The sequence below is a fragment of the Aeromonas sp. ASNIH1 genome (genome assembly GCF_002934285.1).
In the GTDB taxonomy this organism is placed as follows: domain Bacteria; phylum Pseudomonadota; class Gammaproteobacteria; order Enterobacterales; family Aeromonadaceae; genus Aeromonas; species Aeromonas caviae.
In genome coordinates this window covers 845001-863213 of record NZ_CP026228.1, presented here as the reverse complement: position 1 = coordinate 863213, position 18213 = coordinate 845001, and the positions used below count along the sequence as shown (strand labels likewise).

Below are 18213 nucleotides of genomic sequence, written 5' to 3'. Positions count from 1 at the left end.
TACCCGTGAACAAACTCATTCCATTAAGCATGCTGCTGGGCTTCTCCCTTCCCGTGCTGGCGGCCCCGACCCTGGTGTCCGAGCAGGTCAAACAAGAGGGCAAGCTCGGCATTCCCTACCAGATGTACAAGCTGGACAACGGTTTGACCGTGATCCTGGCCCCCGACCACTCCGATCCCCTGGTGCATCTGGACGTCACCTATCACGTCGGCTCCTCCCGGGAAACCGTGGGCAAGTCGGGCTTTGCCCACTTCTTCGAGCACATGATGTTCCAGGGCTCCAAGCACGTTGGTGATCAGGAACACATGCGGATCATCAACGAGGCGGGCGGTGACATGAACGGCACCACCAACAAGGACCGCACCAACTACTACGAAACCGTGCCGGCCAACCAGCTGGAGAAGGTGCTCTGGCTGGAGGCGGATCGCATGGGCTTCCTGCTCGATGCGGTGAGCCAGAAGAAGTTCGAGATCCAGCGCGCCACCGTCAAGAACGAACGGGCCCAGCGCATCGACAACCAGCCTTATGGCCTGGTGGGCGAGCGGGTGGGGGAGGCACTCTATCCGCGTACCCACCCCTACTCCTGGCAACCCATCGGTTATGTGGAGGATCTCGACCGGGTCGACGTCAACGACCTCAAGCAGTTCTTCCTGCGCTGGTATGGTCCCAACAACGCGACCCTGACCCTGGGCGGCGACTTTGATACCAAGCAGGCGCTGGCCTGGATTGAGCAGTACTTCGGTTCCATCCCGCGCGGTCCGGATGTGGCAGAACCGACGCCCCAGCCTGCCACCCTGCCGGCAACCCGCTACGTGACGCTGGAAGACAAGGTGCATCTGCCGCTCCTGTATATCAGCTACCCGACCGTCTCCCTGGGTGACCCGCAGGAGCCGGCGCTGGACATCTTTGCCGATGTGCTGGGGGGCTCTGCCAGCTCCATGCTCTACCAGTCCCTGGTGAAAACCGGCAAGGCCATCGAGGCGGGTGCCTCCCACTCCTGCGAAGAGCTGGCCTGTACCCTGACGGTCTATGCCTACCCCAATCCGGCGGCGGATGGCAGCCTCAAGACCCTCAAGGGCGAGGTGGACAAGGTGATCGGCGAGTTCGCCCAGCGCGGCATCAAGCCCGCGGATCTGGAGAAGGCCATCAGCAGCTATCGCGCGTCCGCCATCTGGGGACTCGACAGCATCGAGGGCAAGGTCAGCCAGCTTGCCATGGGGCAGGTGCTGGCCCGGGATCCCGACTATGTGTTCAAGAATCTGGATGCCATCGCCCGGGTCAAGGGGTCTGACGTCAAGGCTGCCTACGACAAGTTCATCCAGAACAAGCCTGCCGTGGTGCTGAGCGTGGTGCCCAAGGGCAAGAGCGACTGGCAGGCCGCGACCCCGAACTTCACTCCCGCCAAGCGGGAGCTGCCGGATTACAGCAAGCATGACAAAGTGCTGGCCGAGCGGCCGGTGAAAGATGACTTCGATCGCAGCGTGCAGCCCAAGGCGGCCGATGCGGTGAGTGTCAAGGTGCCCGCCATCTGGCGTGGCAAGCTCGACAAGGGGATCGAGATCATCGGCACCCACAGCGACGAGATCCCGGCCGTCTCCATCATGATCGCCCTGCCGGGTGGCATCCGGGCCGAAGGCAAGGGAGAACTGGGGCTGGCCAGTCTCACCGCCGCCATGCTGGAGCAGGGGACGACGCGCCTCTCCGAGGCCGAGCTGAGCGACGAGCTGCAAAAACTCGGCGCCAGCATCAGTGTCTCCAGCGCCCAGTACAACAACCTCATCACCATCAGCAGTCTGGCGGACAAGCTGCCCGAAACCCTGGCGCTGGTGCGGGAAGTGCTGCTGCAACCCGGCCTGCGGGAAGCGGACTTCGAGCGGCTCAAGACCCAGATGCTGCAAGGCATGAAGCAGAGCGAGCAGCAACCCGAGTGGCTGGCGGGTCAGGCGTTCCGCGAACTGGTCTATGGCAAGCAGAACCGCCTCGGCCAACCCTCTGACGGGGTGCTGGCGGACGTGGAGAAGCTGACCCTGGCGGATGTGAAGCGCTTCTATGAGGCCTATTACAATCCGGCCAATGCCAAGGTGGTGGTAACAGGTGATGTGACCGCCCAGCAGGTGGAATCCGGTCTCGCCTTCCTGACCCAGTGGCAGGGAGCCGCCCCGACCCTGGGGGATCTCAAGCCCGGGGGAGAGCAGGCCAAGCCAGGCATCTATCTGGTGGACAAGCCGGGGGCCCCCCAGTCGGTGATCCGCATCGGCCGCCGCGCCATGCCGTTTGACACCACGGGAGACTATTTCATCGCCAACCTGATGAACTTCAACCTGGGTGGCAACTTCAACAGCCGCATCAACCTCAACCTGCGGGAAGACAAGGGCTACACCTATGGTGCCAGCTCGGGCTTCCAGGCCAACCGCGAGGCGGGGGTCTTCGCGACCGGCGCCAACGTGCGCACCGATGCGACTGTGGATGCCATCCGCCAGTTCCTCAAGGAGATGGACGGCTACCGGGCGAGCGGGCCCACCCCGGTGGAGCTGGCCTACATGCGCAGCGCCGTCTCCCAGCAGGATGCGCTCTCCTACGAGACCCTGGGGCAGAAGTCTGGCTTCCTGCTGCAGATGATCATGTACGACCTGAAGCCGGACTATGTGCAGGCCCAGAACAACCTGATCAAAACGGTGTCACCCGAGACGCTGAAGGCCAGTGCAGCCCGCTGGCTGGATCCGGCCGAGATGGTGATTGTGGTGGTGGGAGACAAGCAAAAGCTTGAAAAACCCTTGAGCGAGCTTCATCTTCCCATCTATCCACTGCAACTGCCCTGAGGGGCGTCGCAACAATAAGTGCCGCCCCGGGTGGGGCGGCCACACATGAGCCGTGAATATGACTACTACTAGCTTGTCGCTCACCGAGTTGCTGGCTGCGCTGGGCACCCCGGAACGGGTGACCGCCCTCAAGGGGATCCGGCGCGGGATCGAGCGCGAATGTCTGCGCATCACCCCCGAAGGGACCCTGGCCCAGACCGATCACCCCAGAAGCCTGGGGTCGGCCCTGACCCATGCCAACATCACCACCGACTACTCCGAGAGCCTGCTGGAGTTCATCACGCCGGCCACCGACTCCATCGAGAGCCTGATCGAGCAGCTCGGCGACATTCACCGCCACACCATTCATCATCTGGGAGAGGAGCGGATCTGGCCCCTCTCCATGCCCTGCTTCGTCGGTGACGAGGAGAGCATCCGCCTGGCCCAGTACGGCAGTTCCAACATCGGGCGGATGAAGACCCTCTATCGCCAGGGGCTGAAGAACCGCTACGGCAGCCTGATGCAGGTGATCGCCGGGGTGCACTTCAACTTCTCCATGCCGGACAGCTTCTGGTGCGAGTGGCAGGATCTGGTGGGAGAGGGCTGCTGCAGCCAGCGCTTCATCTCCGACAAGTACATGGGGCTTATTCGCAACGTCTACCGCTTCGGTTGGCTGGTGCCCTATCTGTTCGGCGCGTCTCCGGCCATCTGCGACTCCTTCCTCAAGGGGCGCAAGAGCAGCCTGCCGTTCCAGAAGACCGGCAAGGGCACCCTTTACCTGCCCTATGCCACGGCTCTGCGCCTGTCCGATCTCGGTTACACCAACAGCGCCCAGGCGGGGCTCAAGATCAGTCATGACAGCCTGCCCGCCTATGTGAGCAGCCTGCGCCGGGCCATCAACACCCATGATCCCGACTTCGCCAGGATAGGGGTCAAGGTGAACGGCGAGTACCGCCAGCTCAACGACAACGTGCTGCAGCTGGAGAACGAGCTCTACGCGCCGATCCGCCCCAAGCGCACCCCCCGCAGCGGCGAGAAGCCCTCGGATGCGCTGGAGCAGCGCGGCATCGAATACATCGAGCTGCGCACGGTGGACGTCAATCCTTTCACCCCGTTCGGTATCGAGGTGGATCAGATCCGCTTCTTCGATCTCTTCCTGGTCTGGTGCCTGTTGCGCCCGTCCCCCGTGCTCTCGGATGACGAGGTTGCCCGCAACCGCCGCAACCAGAACAAGGTGGTGCTGGAGGGGCGTCGCCCCGGCCTGACGCTTGAAGATGAGCAGGGCAATGCCATCGGCCTCAAGGAGTACGGCCTCAAGCTGTTTGACGAGCTGGCCGAGGTCGCAGCGCTGCTGGATCGCTGCTGCGGTCGCAACCGCTATCGCGAGACGCTGGCGATGCACCGTGAGAAGCTGCTCGACCCCGAGCAGACCTACTCCGCCCGCCTGCTCAAGCAGTTGCTTTCAAGCGGCCAGGACAACGGCTGCTTCGGCGATGCGCTGGCGAGCCGCTACCGGGAAGAGATGCTGGCCGGCGAGCTGCAGTACTGGGACGAGGCCTATTTTGCCGGCGAGGCACGGGACTCCCTGGCCAAGCAGCGGGAGCGGGAACGCAGTGACAGCCTGTCGTTCGACGACTTCCTAGCCGACTATTTCGGTACCCGCCAGACCACGGTCTGAGGATGCTGCAAAGATGACGAAAGCCGCTCCCGGGAGCGGCTTTTTCATGGGAGCCCGGCGGTGGCCTGGCATAAAAAAACGGCCCGTTCGGGCCGTTTTACATGGGGTGGTTCACCGGTCAGAGGATGAGACCACCGAAGAAGAAGCCGAGCGCCACAGCCATGGCGATGGTGGCTACACCCGGGATGAAGAAGGGGTGGTTGAACACGGCCTTGCCGATGCGGGTGGAGCCGGTGTCGTCCATCTCGACCGCGGCCAGCAGGGTCGGGTAGGTCGGCAGCACGAACAGGGCGCTCACGGCGGCGAAGGAGGCGATGGCCGCCAGCGGGCTGACACCCAGTGCCAGGGCGGCAGGCATCAGGGCCTTGGTGGTGGCACCTTGCGAGTAGAGCAGCATGGAGGAGAAGAACAGCACCACGGCCAGCAGCCAGCTGTATTGGCTCAGCAGATCGCCGGCGAACGCCTGGATCTCGACCATGTTGCCCTTCACGAAGACGTTGCCCAGCCAGGCTACGCCCAGCACGCAGATACAGGCGGACATACCGGACTTGAAGGTCGGCATGTTGGTGATCTGGGCCGCGTCCAGTTTGCAGAACAGGACCATCAGGGTGGCGGCGGAGAGCATGATGCCCATGATGGCGCCATCGCGGGGGATCGGCGGATTGCTGATGAGGCCGACATTGCCGGAGATGGCGGTGGCATAGGCCATCACGGCCACGATGGAGGCGACGAAGATGCCGACGGAGAGCTTGGCATAAGGCTTGATCTCAACCTGGCTGGTACCGCGCAGCTTGATGAGTCCCTTGGCTTTGCGCTCCAGATAGACTTCGTCCTGATCCAGCGGCTTGCCCAGCAGGTTGGCGATGAAGGCCCCCAGCAGACAGGCGATGAAGCTGGACGGGATGCAGATGGCCAGCAGGGTCAGGTAGTCGACGCCAAGCGGCTCCAGCATACCGGAGAAGGCGACCACGGCCGCCGAGATGGGGGAGGCGGTGATGGCAATCTGGGAGGCAACGACCGCGATGGAGAGCGGACGGGAGGGGCGAATGCCCTGCTCCTTGGCCACTTCGGCGATCACCGGCAGGGTGGAGAAGGCGGTGTGACCGGTACCGGCCAGCATGGTCATCAGGTAGGTGACGACCGGCGCGGCGAAGGTGATGTGCTTGGGATTCTTGCGCAGGGCTTTTTCGGCCAGGTGCACCAGATAATCCATCCCGCCGGCCAGCTGCATACAGGCAATGGCGCAGATGACGGACGCGATGATCATGATCACGTCCCACGGGAGATAAGTCACCAGCTGATCGCTCGGGATGGGCATGCCCAGCCCCCAGGTCAGCACCAATACCCCCAGACCACCGGCAAAGCCGATACCTATGCTGCCTATCCGGGCCCCCAGATAGATAGCGGCGAGCACGACAAGTAACTCGATTCCAATCATAGCGAACACTCCATTTTCCAGTTTTTTTAGGTTTTATTAGGCTGAAAAGCCAATTCCCGATGGGGCTGTGGGGAGACCGCTCGGGAATTGACTTTAAATGGGCCGGGATAACCCCGGCCCATCTGCTCGCTTATACGGTGGCTTCGCGGGTGTAACGCTTGGCTTTGTATTGCGGGTTCATCAGGTTCTCGATGGAGAGGATCTCGTCCAGCTGTTCGGCGGTCAGCAGGCCGCGTTCCAGCACGACTTCGCGGACGTTCTTGCCGGTCTGGGCACAGATCTTGCCGACGATGTCGCCTTCATGGTGACCGATGAAGGGGTTCAGGTAGGTCACGATGCCGATGGAGTTCAGCACGTGGTTCATGCAGATGTCCGGGTTGGCGGTGATGCCTTCCACGCACTTCTCGCGCAGGGAGATGCAGGCTTTTTCCATCAGGCTCAGGGATTCGAACATGGCCTGACCGATCACCGGCTCCATGACGTTCAGCTGCAGCTGACCGGCCTCGGCAGCGAAGGTGATGGTGACGTCGTTGCCGAATACCTTGAAGCAGGACTGGTTGACCACTTCCGGAATGACCGGGTTGACCTTGGCCGGCATGATGGAGGAGCCAGCCTGCATTTCCGGCAGGTTGATCTCTTTGAGCGCGGTGCGCGGGCCGGAGGAGAGCAGACGCAGGTCATTACAGATCTTGGAGAGCTTCATGGCCAGACGCTTGACCGCACCGTGCAGCATCACATAGGCGCCGCAGTCGGAGGTCGCTTCGATGAGGTCCTCTGCCGGCACGTAGGCACGACCGGTGATCTCGGCCAGACGCTTGATGGCAAGACCGGAGTACTCGGGCGGAGTGTTCAGACCGGTACCGATGGCGGTGGCGCCCAGGTTCACTTCCAGCAGCAGCTCCTGGCAACGCTTGATGGATTTGATCTCTTCACGCAGGGTGACGGCGAAGGCGTGGAACTCCTGACCCAGGGTCATGGGCACGGCGTCCTGCAACTGGGTACGGCCCATTTTCAGGATATGTTTGAATTCCTTGGCTTTGACATCGAAGGCGGCGATGAGGGCTTCCAGAGCGTGCAGGGTGGTGTCGGTGCTGTTGACCACGGCCACGCGGAAACCGGTGGGGTAGGCATCGTTGGTGGACTGGCACTTGTTGACGTGATCGTTGGGGTTGATGACGTCGTAGCGACCCTTTTCAAGTCCCATCAGCTCGAGGGCGATGTTGGCCAGCACTTCGTTGGTGTTCATGTTGACGGAGGTACCGGCGCCGCCCTGATAGACATCGACCGGGAACTGATCGAAGCACTTGCCGGTGTTCAGCATCAGGTCGCAGGCTTCGACAATCTTGTCTGCGATCTCGGGACGGATGGTGCCCAGTTCACCGTTGGCCAGTGCAGCCGCCTTCTTGGTCAGGACCATGCCACGAACAAACTCGGGAACGTCAGAAATCTTCTGAGTGCTGATCTTGAAGTTTTCAACAGCGCGCAGGGTGTGCACGCCGTAGTAGAGGTCGTTGGAAACTTCTTTGGTGCCCAGCAGGTCTTCTTCAATGCGGACGTTCTTGATGTCGCTCATTGTTATGCCTCAGAAATCAAATAAATGGAAACGATCCTCACCGAGTGGTCGCGATTTCCCTACGCACATTTCATCCTGAAGCACCACACATCGGGTGGGGCAGTTGGGAGCCAGTTGCTCCCTGTGCAATGACTGGTGTTGATGTTACCCCAATTGAGGTATCCGGTATTAGACCTGGATCACTAAATTTGAGGCAACCTCAAATTTCTTGTGGTCATTAAACAGATATTGCAATCGGGCGATTAACTTTGACAGAACAACCACCTCAATCCCAGTTGGGCGGACAAATATTTATCCGTATTCCGGGGCCTGCGGCAGGAGAGGCTTGAAAAATGATCAACCAGCCCCATTTTAATGTCAGAAGACCTGAACCCGGCGCGCCAGCATCAGCGATGTGCGGCTGCCGACCGGACACCCCGGGTCCATTCATTCATCGCTCCGAGGTTGCTATGGGCAAGTTGTTACTGTTATTGGTCGGGCTGGTATTGCTGGAGCTCACCGTCATGATCAAGGTGGGCTCCGTGATCGGGGCCTTGCCGACCGTTGGCTTGCTGGTGCTGACCGCCGTGCTGGGATCGTCTCTGGTGCGCAGCGAGGGGATCAAGACCCTGCTCACTGCCCAGCAGAAGATGCAGCTGGGGGAGATGCCCGGCCGCGAGGTGATGGGTGGCATGATGCTGGCGCTGGCGGGCTTGCTGCTGATTATCCCGGGATTTGTGAGCGATATTGTCGGTATCCTGCTGCTGCAGCCCTGGCTGCGCAACATGCTGGCCGACAAGCTGATTGGCAGCAATCAGTTCAGGATGCAGATGGGGGGCTTCCAGGCTCGCCAGCAGCCGTTTGAACCAGGCCCGGGCGATGACAGACCCGGACAATCCCCGCGAGGGGGTGGCAATACCATCGAAGGGGAGTTCGAACGCAAAGAGTAATCGCGAGCCCCGAGCTGTGCAGTCAGGGTTTCCCCTGATGGCACAGCCGCTCGAATCTGTGGCGGGCATACCCCCATGCCAGCAATCCGGCGGCCAGGTTCGCCAGCAGCATCCCCAGATAGATCCCCTGTTCTCCTCCCAGTTTTGCCCCCAGCCAGGCCCCCGGCAGCAAGAAGACAAACAGTCTGATGCCGTTTATCAGCAGTGACACCGCCGATGCCCTGACGCCGTTGAGCGCCGATGCCAGCAGCATCACCATCCCCTGAAAGCCGTAGCCAATAGGGACCAGATGCAGATAGAGCACGATGAGTCGCACCACTTGCGGATGATCGCTGAACAGATCGGCGATGAAGGGTGCGAGAAGCCAGGTCAGCGCGTAGACCCCAAGCTGGAACAGCAGGGCGAAGCGCATGCAGAGCAGCAGGGCGGCCTTGGCTCGGGCCGGATTCCCGGCGCCGCAGTTCTGCGAGATGAAGGGGGCCAGCACGGAAGAGAGCGCCATCATCACGATGAGCAGCAAGGCCTCGACCCGGGATGCCGCGCCGTAGGCGGCGACCACCTCGGTTCCGAGCCCGGCGAAAATGATCATCAACACGGCGTTGGCCAGTGGGTTGAGCATGTTGGTAAACGATGCGGGCACCGCCACATGGAGCAGGGCGCGCCAGTGGGCCAGTAACTGCGTGCGGGGAGAGAGGCGCCAGGTCAGCAGCGTCTCCCGCTTGCGCAGCAGATGGAGGCTGACCAGCATGGCCATCAACCAGGAGAGGGAAGTGGCGATGGCGGCTCCCCGAATGCCCCACTCGGGGAAGGGGCCCGGCCCGAAGATGAGCAGAGGATCCAGCACGCCGTTGACCAGACCGGCGACCCCCATCACCAGACTGGGGGTCTTGGTATCCCCCGTCGTCCGGATAGCCGCATTGCCGACCATGGGCACGACCAGCATGGGGACGGTCAGATACCAGATGAGCATGTAGTCGTGGATGAGGGAGATGAGCTCGGCGCTGGCCCCCAGCAGGGTGAACAGAGGGGTAATGGTCAATGCCCCCAGCCCGGCGAGCAGACTCACCAGGATGACGGCAAGGAACAGACAGTCTGTGGTGATGCGGGCTGCCTCGTCATGGCGACCCTGCCCCAGGGCATGACCGAGCAGGGCGCACAGGCCAGCCCCCAACCCCATGCTCAGGGAGGTGACGACAAAGGTGACCGGGAAGGTGAAACTGATGGCGGCCAGCGCCTGGGTACCCAGCATGCCGATGAAGAAGGTATCGACCAGGTTGAAGGCGAGGATGGCGATGATGCCCAGGATCATGGGGCCCGTCATGCGCAGCAGCATGGGCGTCATGGGAGCGGTCAGCATGGGATTGGGTCGGCTCAAGGCAGAGTCTCTAGGTGCTTTGGGCCTGAATGCTGGCCGTCTCCATCCGCCTTCCTGATTGGGGATGGGTGATCCATCGAAGGTGTTCATAGTACGTGAAAATATTTTTTTTGTATTTGCCCTTGAAGGGCTAGCCCTGTTGCCCCAGATCAGGGGCATGACAAATTTGGCCGATTGCGGCCATTCCTCAAGCAACACAGAGACTCATTTTGGGAGAGTTATCGATGAAAATTCGTCCACTGCACGACCGCGTCATCATCAAGCGCATCGAAGCTGAAGCCAAATCCGCTGGCGGCATCGTCTTGACTGGCACTGCGGCCCAGAAGTCCACCCGTGGTGAAGTTCTTGCCGTGGGGACTGGTCGAATTCTGGACAATGGGGATGTCAAAGCACTGGCCGTCAAGGTGGGTGACAAGGTGATCTTCAACGAAGGCTACGGCGTGAAGACCGAAAAGCTGGATGGCCAGGACGTACTGATCCTGTCCGAGACCGACATCCTGGCGATTGTCGAAGAGTAATCACCCTCCCTCTTTTCCCGAATTGATTTAAGGATTGAAGAACATGGCAGCTAAAGAAGTTAAGTTTGGCAACGAAGCTCGCATCAAAATGCTGGAAGGTGTCAACATCCTGGCCGATGCCGTCAAGGTGACCCTGGGCCCGAAAGGCCGCAACGTGGTGCTGGACAAGTCCTTCGGCGCCCCGACCATCACCAAGGATGGCGTCTCCGTTGCCCGTGAAATCGAACTGGAAGACAAGTTCCAGAATATGGGTGCCCAGATGGTCAAGGAAGTCGCTTCCAAGGCCAATGACGCCGCCGGTGACGGTACCACCACTGCCACCGTGCTGGCTCAAGCCATCGTCAACGAAGGCCTGAAGGCCGTTGCCGCCGGCATGAATCCCATGGATCTGAAGCGTGGTATCGACAAGGCCGTTGTGGCTGCCGTTGCCGAGCTGCAAGCACTGTCCACTCCCTGTGCCGACAACAATGCCATCGCCCAGGTAGGCACCATCTCCGCCAACTCCGACGAGAAGGTCGGCAAGCTGATTGCCGAAGCCATGGACAAGGTCGGCCGTGACGGCGTCATCACCGTGGAAGACGGTCAGGGCCTGGACGACGAGCTGGCGGTGGTAGAAGGCATGCAGTTCGACCGCGGCTACCTCTCCCCTTACTTCGTGAACAAGCCGGAAACCGGCTCCGTCGAGCTGGATGATCCCTTCATCCTGCTGGTGGACAAGAAAGTCTCCAACATCCGCGAAATGCTGCCGGTGCTGGAAGGTGTGGCCAAGGCGGGCAAACCGCTGATCATCGTGGCCGAAGACGTGGAAGGCGAAGCGCTGGCGACCCTGGTGGTCAACACCATGCGTGGCATCGTGAAAGTGGCCGCCGTCAAGGCGCCGGGCTTCGGTGATCGCCGCAAGGCCATGCTGCAGGATATCGCCATCCTGACCGGTGGTACCGTGATCTCCGAAGAAGTGGGCATGGAGCTGGAAAAAGCGACCCTGGAAGATCTGGGCCGTGCCAAGCGCATCGTCATCACCAAAGAGAACACCACCATCATCGATGGCGTGGGTGATGCTGCCCTGATCGAAAGCCGCGTGGCCCAGATCCGTCAGCAGATCGAAGAGACCTCTTCCGATTACGACCGTGAGAAGCTGCAAGAGCGCGTGGCCAAGCTGGCCGGCGGTGTTGCCGTGATCAAGGTGGGTGCTGCCACTGAAGTTGAAATGAAAGAGAAGAAAGCCCGTGTTGACGATGCCCTGCACGCCACTCGCGCAGCCGTGGAAGAAGGCGTGGTTGCCGGTGGTGGTGTAGCGCTGGTGCGCGTTGCTGCCAAGCTGGCCTCCCTGCGTGGTGACAACGAAGACCAGAACGTCGGTATCAAGGTTGCCCTGCGCGCCATGGAAGCGCCGCTGCGTCAAATCGTCATCAACGCCGGCGAAGAAGCCTCTGTCATCGCCAATGCCGTGAAGAACGGTGAAGGCAACTACGGTTACAACGCCTACACCGAACAGTACGGCGACATGCTGGCCATGGGTATCCTGGATCCGACCAAGGTAACCCGTTCTGCCCTGCAGTTCGCCTCGTCCGTTGCTGGCCTGATGATCACCACAGAGTGCATGATCTCCGAGCTGCCGAAGAAAGATGCACCTGCCATGCCTGATATGGGTGGCATGGGCGGTATGGGTATGATGTAATCCCGTCAAGTCATCAAACGGCTCGCTTTTGCGGGCCGTTTTTTTTAGTGCTACTAAGCTGAAGTTGTTGATAGTGAAATGATCTGAGGTGAACATGCGATACTTAGGGCTTCTCCCGTTACTCCTTTCCCTGGCCTTGCCGGGCATGGCGCAGGCGACACCGCAGGGGCCGGTCATTCTCAAGGTGACGGGGAATCTGGACCCTGCCGATCCGGCAGATGGAGAGGTGCTGTTCGATATGGCCATGATCCAGGCGCTGCCGCAGCATGAGGTGGTGACGAGCAATCCCTGGGTGGACAAACCGCACAAATACGTAGGGCCGAAACTGGCGGACGTGCTGACTGAGGTGAAGGCCAACGGCAAGAGCATCACACTCACCGCCCTGAACAGTTTCCAGATCCGGATCAACTGGGATAAGGTCAAGCAATACGATCCTATCCTGGCCTGGCAGGATGACGGGATGACCATGCGGGTACGTGACAAGGGGCCGCTCTGGTTTATCCTGCCACTGGATCAGCATCCCGAACTCAGGCGTTCCGAGTTCACCGACATGATGATCTGGCAACTGAGTGCGATCGACATTCAGCAGTAAAAACGGTGGTTTACGGGAGTACTGGGTGAAAGCGAAGACCAGGGCATGGCCCTTACTCGGCGTTCTTTATCTATCCATTCTGTTGTTCACGGGTAGCACCCTCTATTGCCTGGTGCAGATACAAAATGCGACCCGGGTGATGGAGAAGTACACCTATGACGTCTCCTGGGCATTGATGCAGTTGCAGCTCGAGCTGGGCCGCTTTCTCAATGCAGTCGAGATTTACCACTATGGCGGCATAGACCAGGAAGCCCTGCTGCTCCGCTACGACATTCTCTGGAGTCGTACCCCCATCCTCCTGAGCGGCCAATTGAGAAAAAGCCTCGCGGACAATCCGAAGACGCTGCGGCTGGTGAAACTGACCGAAAGCAGTATCCGCAAGCTGGAGCCTGATTTGGTCAGGCTCAAACCGGGGACGCCGGATTACCAGCAAGTCATGATGACACTGGCGCCCTTGCAGGAACCCCTCTCTTACTCTCTTGCTTCCGTCATGCAGAACAACATCAACGTCTATACGGGCAACGACGCGCGTTTTGGCCAGTTGCGCAATGCCCTGCTGTTCATGGTGTTGGGGCTGGTGGTGTCCGTCATTCTGCTCAGCGGCCTGCTGGTGCGAGAAGCCAGGCGCCATTTCAGGACCGCTAGGATCGATCCCCTCACCGGGCTCGCCAACCGGCTGGCGCTGCTGGAAAAGATGGATGCCTATGTCACCCGTGACACCTCCTTCGGACTGGTGCTGGTCGACATCAACGACTTTCGCGATATCAACAGCAAGTTTGGCTACAACACAGGGGACCTCCTGCTGCAAGAGGTGGCAAAGCGGCTGCGTGCCCTGTGCGAAAACGGGGAGTGGGTGGCGCGTTTGGGGGGAGATCAGCTTGCCATGCTGCAACGGGAGGGGAGCGATCTTCGCCAGGTCAGGGAGCTCGTGGCCAGAGTGCTCCACTCCATCAAGCAAGACATCATCATCGACAACTACCCTTTCCGGCTTGAGGTCGGTATCGGTATCGCCTTCTTCCCGACCGACAGCAACCAGACCCAGGAGTTGCTCAGCCGGGCGGAGCAGGCCCTCTCTCACAGCCGCAAGACCCATGTTCCCTATGTCATCTATGACAGTTCCCTGCTCAACGAGACGGCCAGGCGCAAGCATCTTGCGTCTGACATGGTGATGGCGCTGGAGCACAATGCGCTCGAGCTCTATTACCAGCCCATCGTCAATCTGGAAAGTGGCCGCTGTGAAGCTGTGGAGGCGCTGTTGCGCTGGCGCCATCCCGAGCTTGGCTTTATTCCCCCCAACGAGGTGATCCAGGTGGCGGAAGAGTTTCAGCTGGCCGAGAAACTGGGCGGCTGGGTATTGAATACTGCATGTGAACAACTGCATCAGTGGCAGCACCTGGGTTTAGTGGACTTACAGATGTGCGTGAATATCTCCCCGGGCATGTACCAGCGCAACCTCTTGAAGCTGGTGGCCAGAGCGCTGATGGAGCACCATATCCCTGCGTCCAGCCTGGTGCTGGAGGTGACGGAAGACACCACCATGCGCGAGGTCAAGAACTCGCTGCAGTTGATGCAGGATCTCAGCCAGCAGGGGGTACATCTGGCCCTTGACGACTTCGGCACCGGCTACTCCTCCCTCAGCTATCTGCAGAAGCTGCCGGTGAGCAAGGTGAAGATAGACAGGTCCTTCATTCAGGGTATCGACACCTCCATCGAGGCGGCCGAACTGGTCGCCAACATCTGCCGTATGGGCTCCATGCTTGGCAAGAAACTGGTATGTGAAGGGATCGAGACCCAGGGGCAGCTCGATGTGCTGCGCTCATTGACCGACATACATCTGTATGGGCAGGGATATCTGTTCAGTCGCCCGGAGCATGCTGAAAAGGCCTATCAGACATTGCTGGAGATGGAAGAGCGCTGGTTGGCCCGGCGCTCGCCGGACAAGGCATATCTGCGTTGAACGATATGGCTCATGTCTCATCGGGCCCGGCCGATAGTCTCTTGGCAGGAGGTACACAATGGATATTTCTAGTTCTGCAAATGCGTCGTTCGGTTCTGCACTGATGGTGGCCAGCCTGGCCAAAAAGCAGCAGACCCAAGAAGGCGAATCCGCACTGAAACTGCTGGAAACAGCAGCGCAATCCGCTCCGGCAGCGCCGACATCGGCCAGTGCTTCCCTCGGAAGCAAGATCGATATCCGCGTCTGAGCGATAAAAAAGCCCCCATCTCTCGATGGGGGCTTTCTTTTTATTGGGCTGTTATCTGCCAGGCTCAGACCGGGAAAGGGGCCGGTGCCTCGAAGGTCATCCGCTCGCCGCTTCTGGGGTGGCTGATGGTCAGGCTGGCCGCATGAAGATAAAGGTGCGGTGCAGCCGCCAGCGCATCCGGGTTGGCGTAGAGGTTATCGCCGAGGATGGGGTGACCCAGCTCCAGCATATGGACCCGCAGCTGATGGGAGCGACCGGTAATCGGGGTCAGCTTGATCAGGCTGTTGCCGTTCTCCACCTTCAGCTTCTGCCACAGGGTCAGGGCATGACGCCCCTCCTCAAAATCCACCTTCTGCTTCGGCCGGTTGGGCCAGTCGACGCAGAGCGGCAGATCCACTTCGCCCGCATCCTGTTCCGGTTCACCCCACACCCAGGCGAGGTAGTGCTTCTCGGTCTCCCGCTCGCGGAATTGCTGGCTCAGCTCCCGGTGGGAGTTGGGGGTGAGCGGGATCACCAGCACGCCGGTGGTCGCCATGTCGAGGCGATGGGCAGCCGCCGCTTTGGGGTGCTGCTGCTTGACCCGATGGAGCACGCTGTCTTCATTCTCGGGGCCGCGCCCGGGGACGCTCAGCAGGCCAGTGGGCTTGTTGACTACCATGATGTCCTTGTCCTTGAACAGGATATCGAGCCAGGGTTCCAGGGGCGGGGAGTATACAAACATAGCGTCTCGCATCTTGGGTCAAAGCGGGGGCAAGCCCCCATCAGTTATGGGTAACCACGATAAAAAGTGCATGGCATCCAGCCTGAGTTGGGTCTGGTCGTTAGCAACCAGATGATGCCTGCACCGTTTTATCAGTTATGGGTAACCACAATAAAGCGGATGGCATCCAGCTTGAGTTGGGTCTGGTCGATCAGGTGGTGCAATTCTGCCTGCAAATTGCGCAGATAATCCAGTTCGCTGTCGCGCACATTCGGGTTGACCGCCTTGAGTGCCTCCAGCCTGTCCAGATCCTGTTGCAGGGTCTGCGCCATCTGGGCACGTGCCTTGTCTACAATCCCGGCTTTCAGTTCGTTGGCAATGACCTCGCCCTTGCCAATCAGGCCGTGGATCACCGGCTGGGATGCGGTAACCAGCTTGCTGCCAAGGTGGCGGTTGACCGGTGTCAGCTGGCGGTTGAAGGCATCAAACGCCACTTTCTCGCCCAGATTCTGGCCGTTCTTGTCCATCAGCAGACGGATCGGCGTCGGCGGCATGAAGCGGTAGAGCTGTGGATGAGCTGCGGACTCGGCAACGAAGATCAGCTCAAGCAAGATGGAGCCGACCGGCAGCGCCTTGTTCTTGAGCAGGGCCACCGAGGTGGCACCGATCTCGGAACCCAGGATCAGGTCGATGCCGCCACGCATCATGGGGTGATCCCAGGAGAGCAGCGCCATGTCATCCCGCGACAGGGCGGTGTTGCGATCGAAGGTGATAGTCATACCGTCTTGCGGCAGGCCAGGGAAGCTCGGCACCAGCATGTGATCCCCGGGTGTCAGCACCAGCGCATTTTCACCACGATCATCCTGGTTGACGCCGATCTCGTCGAACATCTTGAGGGCGAAGGAGATCATGCCGGTGTCGTCATCTTCGGCGGCGAGCTTCTCGACCAGCTGCTGGGCGGCGGTGCCACCGCTGGAGTGGATTTCCAGCAGGCGATCGCGACCCTGTTCCAGCCGGGCCTTGAGCGGCTCGTGCAGTTCGCGGGTCTTGACCAGCAGGGCGTCGAGGGGGCCCTGCTCGCCGGTGTTGGCAGCCAGCAGCTCGAACAGCTCGTCACGTACCGCTTCGAACACCGGCCGGGCGGTCGGGCAGGTCTGCTCGAATGCATCCAGACCATCGTGATACCAGAGCTGTAGGGCGCGCTGTGCAGTCCCTTCCAGATAGGGGACGTGGATCTCGACGGTGTTCTGCTGACCGATACGGTCCAGTCGGCCGATACGCTGTTCTAGCAGATCCGGGTTGAGTGGCAGATCGAACAGCACCAGATGGCTGGCAAACTGGAAGTTGCGACCTTCTGAGCCGATCTCGGAGCAGAGCAGCACCTGAGCGCCCCCCTCAGCTTGAGCGAAATAGGCGGAGGCCTTGTCCCGCTCGAGGATCGACATCCCTTCGTGGAACACGGCGCCACGGATCCCTTCACGGGTGCGCAGCGCCTCCTCCAGGGCGATGGCGGTGGCTGCTTCGGAGCAGATCACCAGCACCTTCTGCTGACGGGCTGAGAGCAGCCGTTCCAGCAACCATTCGACGCGCGGGTCGAACTGGGTCCAGGTAGCGTTGTCGCCTTCGAACTGCTGGAAGATCTTCTCGGGATAGAGGTAGCGCAGGGCACGGGTCTGCAGATCGCCGCCATTGCCACCCATCATGCCCATCACCTTGATGGCGGTCTTGTACTGCTCCGGCAGCGGCATGGGGTAGACGTTGAGGTGGCGCTCCGGGAAGCCCTGAATATTGGCGCGGCTGTTACGGAACAGCACCCGGCCGGTGCCATGCTGATCCAGCAGCTTGGCGACCGCTTGCTGACGGGCGGCGCTATCGCTCAAGTCCAGCCCTTCCAGCTGGCTGGAGAGGATTTGTTTGGCTTCATTGCTCAGGGTCTCGCCATTCAGCAGCTCCTGGGCTGCGCTCGCGACCTGACCGTAGGCCTGCTCCTCGGCAAGGAAGGCGTCGTAGTCGTAGAAACGCTCCGGGTCGAGCAGGCGCAGACGAGCAAAGTGACTCTGGTGGCCCAGCTGATCAGGGGTCGCGGTCAGCAGCAGCACGCCCGGTACTTGTTCGGCCAGCGCTTCCACCATTTCGTAGGCGCGGCTGGGGGCCTCCTCACTCCACTCCAGATGGTGCGCTTCGTCGACAACCAGCAGATCCCACTCGGCTTCCAGCACTTGTTCGAAGCGACGACGCTTCTTGCGCAGGAAGTCGAGGCTGCAGATCACCAGCTGTTCGGTCTCGAAGGGGTTCTCCGCATCGGCGAACGCCTCGATGCAGCGCTCCTCGTCAAACAGGGAGAAGTGCAGGTTGAAACGGCGCAGCATCTCGACCAGCCACTGGTGCTGGAGCGTTTCGGGCAGCAGGATCAGCACCCGATGGGCGCGGCCGGAGAGCAACTGCTGGTGAATGATCATGCCTGCTTCGATGGTCTTGCCCAGACCCACCTCGTCTGCCAGCAATACGCGCGGGGCGTAGCGGTGACCCACTTCATGGGCGATGTAGAGCTGGTGCGGGATCAGACTGACTTTCCCGCCAGCCAGGCCGCGAGTCGGGTTGCGGCGACGCTGGTGCTGGTTGACCAGCGCTTCGTAGCGCAGGGTAAAGCGGGACATCCGGTCAATCTGGCCGGCGAACAGGCGATCCTGCGGCTTGTTGAACTTGATGAAGTTGTTGAGAAACACTTCC

The 18213-nt window shown here is 60.6% G+C and carries 13 protein-coding genes (1 of these 13 cut by a window edge); 8 read left to right on the top strand and 5 right to left on the bottom strand.

Going from position 1 to position 18213, the window contains the following annotated elements; all coding sequences use genetic code 11:
* The first annotated feature begins 5 nt into the window (after positions 1-5).
* Together C2U37_RS04085 and gshA are read left to right on the top strand one after the other, a co-directional pair.
* The gene (locus C2U37_RS04085) at positions 6-2819 is read left to right on the top strand and encodes a M16 family metallopeptidase (protein WP_104451874.1); all 2814 of its coding nucleotides are present in this window, start codon (positions 6-8) and stop codon (positions 2817-2819) included.
* Between the two features lie 58 nt (positions 2820-2877).
* Complete coding sequence (gene gshA / locus C2U37_RS04080) at positions 2878-4476, top strand: glutamate--cysteine ligase (RefSeq protein ID WP_029313807.1); 1599 nt, start codon at positions 2878-2880, stop codon at positions 4474-4476.
* A gap of 118 nt (positions 4477-4594) precedes the next feature.
* On the opposite strand, the gene C2U37_RS04075 is transcribed toward gshA, so the two are convergent.
* On the bottom strand, positions 4595-5914 hold the full coding sequence (locus C2U37_RS04075; RefSeq protein WP_010673132.1) for an anaerobic C4-dicarboxylate transporter: 1320 nt from the start codon (positions 5912-5914) through the stop codon (positions 4595-4597).
* A 130-nt stretch (positions 5915-6044) separates the two neighbouring features.
* Positions 6045-7487 carry an aspartate ammonia-lyase gene (aspA, locus tag C2U37_RS04070; RefSeq protein ID WP_010673133.1) on the bottom strand — a complete coding sequence of 481 codons (1443 nt, stop codon included), beginning with the start codon at positions 7485-7487 and terminating at the stop codon, positions 6045-6047.
* A 449-nt stretch (positions 7488-7936) separates the two neighbouring features.
* On the opposite strand from aspA, the gene C2U37_RS04065 reads away from it, so the two are divergent.
* A complete protein-coding gene (locus C2U37_RS04065; protein ID WP_039040009.1) occupies positions 7937-8416 on the top strand; it encodes an FxsA family protein in 480 nt (159 codons plus the stop codon).
* Positions 8417-8438: 22 nt separating this feature from the next.
* Here the strand turns inward: C2U37_RS04065 and C2U37_RS04060 are convergent, their stop codons facing one another.
* The gene (locus C2U37_RS04060) at positions 8439-9773 is read right to left on the bottom strand and encodes an MATE family efflux transporter (protein WP_233768474.1); all 1335 of its coding nucleotides are present in this window, start codon (positions 9771-9773) and stop codon (positions 8439-8441) included.
* A 242-nt stretch (positions 9774-10015) separates the two neighbouring features.
* Here C2U37_RS04060 and C2U37_RS04055 point away from each other — a divergent pair, with 242 nt between their 5' ends.
* The 5 genes from C2U37_RS04055 (at position 10016) to C2U37_RS04035 (ending at position 14783) form a co-directional block, all read left to right on the top strand.
* Complete coding sequence (locus C2U37_RS04055) at positions 10016-10309, top strand: co-chaperone GroES (RefSeq protein ID WP_005309514.1); 294 nt, start codon at positions 10016-10018, stop codon at positions 10307-10309.
* A 43-nt stretch (positions 10310-10352) separates the two neighbouring features.
* Positions 10353-11987 carry a chaperonin GroEL gene (gene groL / locus C2U37_RS04050; RefSeq protein WP_010673136.1) on the top strand — a complete coding sequence of 545 codons (1635 nt, stop codon included), beginning with the start codon at positions 10353-10355 and terminating at the stop codon, positions 11985-11987.
* 94 nt (positions 11988-12081) lie between these two features.
* A complete protein-coding gene (locus tag C2U37_RS04045) occupies positions 12082-12579 on the top strand; it encodes a molybdopterin-binding oxidoreductase (protein WP_029313815.1) in 498 nt (165 codons plus the stop codon).
* A gap of 25 nt (positions 12580-12604) precedes the next feature.
* Positions 12605-14536, top strand: a complete 1932-nt coding sequence (locus C2U37_RS04040; protein ID WP_103260830.1) for a putative bifunctional diguanylate cyclase/phosphodiesterase — start codon at positions 12605-12607, stop codon at positions 14534-14536.
* 58 nt (positions 14537-14594) lie between these two features.
* The gene (locus C2U37_RS04035; protein ID WP_010673139.1) at positions 14595-14783 is read left to right on the top strand and encodes a hypothetical protein; all 189 of its coding nucleotides are present in this window, start codon (positions 14595-14597) and stop codon (positions 14781-14783) included.
* Positions 14784-14847: 64 nt separating this feature from the next.
* Here C2U37_RS04035 and rluA read toward each other — a convergent pair whose 3' ends face one another.
* Positions 14848-15504: a bifunctional tRNA pseudouridine(32) synthase/23S rRNA pseudouridine(746) synthase RluA gene (rluA, locus tag C2U37_RS04030; RefSeq protein ID WP_104451872.1), complete on the bottom strand. Its 657-nt coding sequence runs from the start codon at positions 15502-15504 to the stop codon at positions 14848-14850.
* A gap of 131 nt (positions 15505-15635) precedes the next feature.
* Positions 15636-18213, bottom strand: partial view of an RNA polymerase-associated protein RapA gene (rapA, locus tag C2U37_RS04025; protein ID WP_104451871.1) — the 3' portion only. It continues 290 nt past the right edge of the window; only the last 2578 of its 2868 coding nucleotides appear in the window; its start codon lies beyond the right edge, outside the window — the gene reads right to left on this strand; the stop codon is at positions 15636-15638.